3 protein-coding genes are annotated in these 3,219 nt (G+C 64.7%); 2 read left to right on the plus strand and 1 reads right to left on the minus strand.

Annotated elements, in window-relative coordinates:
• The coding region (locus F8K16_RS06225; RefSeq protein ID WP_294948324.1) for a diacylglycerol kinase at positions 1-301 on the plus strand (301 nt) is incomplete at its 5' end.
• A gap of 4 nt (positions 302-305) precedes the next feature.
• Here the strand turns inward: F8K16_RS06225 and F8K16_RS06230 are convergent.
• Positions 306-680: a hypothetical protein gene (locus F8K16_RS06230; protein ID WP_294948326.1), complete on the minus strand. Its 375-nt coding sequence runs from the start codon at positions 678-680 to the stop codon at positions 306-308.
• A 53-nt stretch (positions 681-733) separates the two neighbouring features.
• Between F8K16_RS06230 and leuS the strand changes: the two genes are divergently transcribed.
• Positions 734-3,219 (plus strand): leucine--tRNA ligase (gene leuS / locus F8K16_RS06235; protein ID WP_294948328.1); only part of this gene is annotated, 2,486 nt, incomplete at its 3' end.

Genomic DNA, 3,219 nt, shown 5'->3' on the forward strand with positions numbered 1-3,219 from the left:
CTGGCGGCGCGATCAGGCGACGCTGCGCAGTCTTGTGGTGACCGCCGTGGGCGTGGCCCTGTTCTACCATCATCACGGCGGGCTGACGCCAGTGTGGTGGGCGCTGCTGCTGGTTGCCGCAGGCAGTGTCTTGTTGACGATGCTGATGCGGGCGGCCATCGAGACGCTGATCGACCCTCTGCACCCGAAGTCGCACCCCGCCATGGAGCGGGCGCGTGACATGGCCGCTGCGCTGGTGCCGGTGGCCGGGGCGGTGGCGCCGGGTGTGGGCGTGCTGGCCGGCTTCTACGGCCTGCGGTAGAGGCTCAGTTGCGCTCCCGCTCGTTCAGCGCGGCCATCATGCGCAGCTTGAGCAGTTCCAGCCGGGCCGGGTCGGCCAGCTTTTCGCTGATTTCCAGAAACTTCTCCTCCAGCCAGGCGGCGTCCAGGGTGAGGATCTCCTCCAGTCCTTCGCCCACCTCCTCGAAGTAGCGGGCCACGGCGTCGAGGTCTTCCTTGAGCGCCTGCTTGACCCTGTCCAGTTCCGCCTCGGTCAGTTCCTTGAATTCTTCCTGCCGGATGGAGGCCGCGTCGATGGCCTCGCGCAGAGCGGCCATGATGTCCTTTTCCGCCTGTTTTGCGTGTTGCTGCGCCTGCTTCAGCAGACGGGCGTAGGCCTGTTTCTGTTGCGCGTTCAGCATGGGTTTCTCCCGTTTATAATGGTGCGATTGACGTTTTTATTATGAGGGTTGAGATGAAGGAATACCAGCCGCGGGCGTTGGAGCGAGAGGTTCAGAAGACATGGGAGAATACGGGCGCCTTCCGTGCGGTGGAAGACCCGCAGAAGGAGAAGTTCTACTGCCTGTCCATGTTCCCCTATCCGTCCGGCAAGCTGCACATGGGCCATGTGCGCAACTACACCATCGGCGATGTGATCGCCCGCTTTCAGCGCATGCAGGGCAAAAACGTGCTGCAGCCCATGGGGTGGGACGCCTTCGGCCTGCCGGCGGAGAATGCCGCCATCGCCAACGGCGTGGCGCCCGCCGAGTGGACTCGCCAGAACATCGCCTACATGAAGGGGCAGCTGAAAAGCCTCGGCTTCGCCTATGACTGGGATCGGGAGATCGCCACCTGCGACCCGGACTACTACAAATGGGAGCAGTGGCTGTTCACCAAACTGTATGAGAAGGGGCTGGTCTATCGCAAGAAGTCGGTGGTCAACTGGGATCCGGTGGATCAGTGCGTGCTGGCCAACGAACAGGTGATCGACGGCCGGGGCTGGCGCTCCGGCGCGCCGGTGGAGCGGCGCGAGCTGGAGCAGTGGTTCGTCAAGATCACCGACTACGCCGACCAGCTGCTGGAGGATCTGGACAAGCTGGACGGCTGGCCGGAGCAGGTCAAGACCATGCAGCGCAACTGGATCGGCCGCTCCGAAGGGCTGGAGATTGATTTTCCGCTGGCCGACGACGACGGGAAGCTGACCGTCTACACCACCCGTCCGGACACGCTGATGGGCGTGACCTATGTGGCGGTGGCTCCCGACCATCCGCTGAGCCGAAAGGCGGTGGAGAACAATCCGGAACTGGCTGCCTTCATCGAGAAGTGCGCCCACATCGCCACCTCCGAGGCGGTGGTGGAGACGCTGGAGAAGGAAGGCGTGGACACGGGCCTGCGGGTGAAGCACCCCGTCACGGGTGAAGCGCTGCCGGTGTGGGCGGCCAATTTCGTGCTCATGGGCTATGGCACCGGCGCGGTGATGAGCGTGCCGGCCCATGATCAGCGGGACTGGGAGTTCGCCCAAAAGTATGGGTTGCCCATCAGGGTGGTCATCAGGCCGGTGGGCGGAGAGCTGCCGGACGTGTCCGAAGGGGCGTTCACGGAGAAGGGCGAGCTGGTCAACTCCGGCGAGTTCGACGGCATTCGGTCGGAAGAGGCGCTGGAAGTGTTCGCCAGGGTGCTCGGCGAGAAGGGACTCGGCCGGCGCAAGGTCAACTACCGCCTGCGCGACTGGGGCGTGTCCCGCCAGCGCTACTGGGGCTGCCCGATCCCGATGATCTACTGCGACAGTTGCGGCGTGGTGCTGGTGCCGGAAGAGGACCTGCCGGTGAAGCTGCCGGAGGACGTGGTGCCGGATGGCGCCGGCTCGCCGCTGGCGAAAATGCCCGAATTCTACGAGACCACCTGCCCCAAATGCGGCGGCCCGGCGCGGCGCGAGACGGACACCTTCGACACCTTCTTCGAGTCCAGCTGGTATTACGCCCGCTACGCCTGCCCCGATCAGAACGAACGCATGCTGGACGAGCGGGCCGATTACTGGCTGCCGGTGGATCAGTACATCGGCGGCATCGAGCACGCCATTCTGCACCTGCTCTACGCCCGCTTCTTCCACAAGCTGATGCGGGATTTCGGGCTGGTGAAGACCGACGAACCCTTCGCCAACCTGCTCACCCAGGGCATGGTGATTGCCGAGACCTGGTATCGCCAGAACCCGGACGGCTCCAGAACCTGGTACAACCCGGCGGATGTCGAGGTGCAGCGGGACGACAAGGGCCGCATTGTCGGCGGCGTGCTGAAGGCGGACGGCCAGCCGGTGACTTTCGGCGGCATTGAGAAGATGTCCAAGTCCAAGAACAACGGCGTGGATCCGCAGGCGATGGTGGACAAGTATGGCGCCGACACGGTGCGTCTGTTCACCATGTTCGCCGCACCGCCCACCCAGTCGCTGGAGTGGTCCGACGCCGGCGTGGAAGGGGCGCACCGTTTCCTCCGGCGCCTGTGGACGCTGGCGCAGCGCCACATTGAGGCCGGACCGGCGCCGGCGCTGGACAAGGGGGCGCTGAACGAGGATCAGAAGGCCCTCCGCCGTGCCGTGCACGCCATGCTGGCGCAGGCCACCCGCGACATCCGCGACCGGCTGCATTTCAACACCGCCATCGCTGCGGTGCAGGGGCTGGTCAACAACACCCTCAACCGCTTCGAGCCAAAAAATGATCAGGACCGCGCCGTCATGCAGGAGGCGCTGGAGATCGTCACTCTGGTACTCTCGCCCATCACGCCGCACATCGCTCAGCAGCTGTGGACGGATCTGGGCCATGAGGGGCTGATCGTGGATCAGCCGTGGCCGGAGGTGGATGAACAGGCACTGAAACAGGACAGCATCGAACTGGTGGTGCAGGTCAACGGCAAGCTGCGCGGACGCATTCAGGTGCCGGCGGATGCGGACAGGGAGGCCATTCTGGC

Source organism: Sulfurivirga sp., assembly GCF_015490265.1.
Lineage (GTDB): Bacteria > Pseudomonadota > Gammaproteobacteria > Thiomicrospirales > Thiomicrospiraceae > Sulfurivirga.